Origin of the sequence: Nocardia carnea (assembly GCF_029869215.1) — a bacterium.
GTDB classification, from domain to species: domain Bacteria; phylum Actinomycetota; class Actinomycetes; order Mycobacteriales; family Mycobacteriaceae; genus Nocardia; species Nocardia carnea_B.
On the sequence record NZ_JARWPM010000012.1, the window covers coordinates 1 to 1,414 of the forward strand.

At 67.0% G+C, this 1,414-nt stretch carries 1 protein-coding gene; it reads left to right on the forward strand.

Annotated features, from left to right (window positions below):
* On the forward strand, positions 1-1,414 hold a 1,414-nt coding region (locus tag QH276_RS00200), incomplete at both ends, for an amino acid adenylation domain-containing protein (RefSeq protein WP_280397672.1).

The following is a 1,414-nucleotide window of genomic DNA, read 5'->3' on the forward strand; positions in this document are numbered from 1 at the left end:
TTCGGTGCTGGCCGAATGGGCGGTGACCAAGTCGGGTGCGGCGTTCCTGCCGATCGACCCGACCTACCCCAAGGATCGCATCGCGCATATGCTCACCGATTCCGGTGCGCCGGTGGGTATCACGGTGTCGTCGGTACGCGATGAGCTGCCGGATACCGTGTGCTGGCTGATACTGGACGAACTGATTCTCGATTCGTATTCCGCTGAACGGGTCACCGACGCGGATCGGGTGCGGGCGTTGACCCCGGCGAATACCGCCTACGTTATCTACACCTCGGGTTCGACCGGTCTGCCCAAGGGCGTGGTGGTCACGCATGCGGGTCTGGCGAACTTCAGTGCGGAACAGGTCGAACGCTATGGGTTGACCCCGGATTCCCGGGCGCTGGCGTTCGCGTCGCCGTCGTTCGATGCCTCCATGCTGGAATTCCTCCTGGCGGTGGGTTCGGCGGGTGCGCTGATCGTGGTGCCGACCGGAACCTATGGCGGGGCCGAGTTGGGTGAGTTGATCGCCCGGGAAGGTGTGACGGTCGGGTTCCTCACGCCGTCGGTGCTGGCTTCGCTGGATCCGGTGGATCTGGCTGGTGTCCGAGTGATCATCGCCGGTGGTGAAGCCCTCACGGCGGATCTTGCGGGCCGGTGGTCCACCGCACCCGGAACCGAGCGGGACCGGCCCGCCGGGGTGGACGAGCGGCGCCCGAATGAGGTGGAGCGCCGTCTGCACAATGCGTACGGTCCGACCGAGGCGACCATCGCCACGAATATCAGCGGGCGATTGCGTCCGGGTGATCCGGTGACCATCGGTGGGCCGGTGCGCGGTATGCGCGCTCTGGTGCTCGACGATCGGCTGAACCCGGTGCCCGAGGGCGCGGCGGGCGAGTTGTATGTCGGTGGTATTCAGCTGGCGCGTGGCTATCACGCCCGGTTCGGTCTGACGGCGGGTCGGTTCGTCGCCGACCCCTATGGTGAGCCGGGCGCCCGGTTGTATCGCACGGGTGATGTGGTGCGCTGGCGGCGTGATGCCTCGGGCGTTCCCGCGGTGGAGTATGTGGGGCGCAACGATTTCCAGGTGAAGGTGCGTGGGTTCCGCATCGAACTGGGCGAGATCGACACCGCGCTGACCACCGCCGAATCCGTCGACTTCTCCGTCACCTACGGACACGAGCGGACCGCCGGTGGTCACGAGCGGGCCGCGGGCGCGGTGGCTTTGGTGTCGTATGTGGTGCCTGCACCGGGGCGTTCGATCGATGCGGCCGAGTTGCGGGAGCACGTGGCGCAGCGGTTGCCGTCGTATATGGTGCCGTCGTCGATCATGGTGCTGGACGCGATTCCGCTGACTCCGGCGGGGAAGCTGGATCATCGGGCACTGCCGGAACCGGTATTCGCCGGCGACGCGGAATTCCGGGCGCCACGCAGC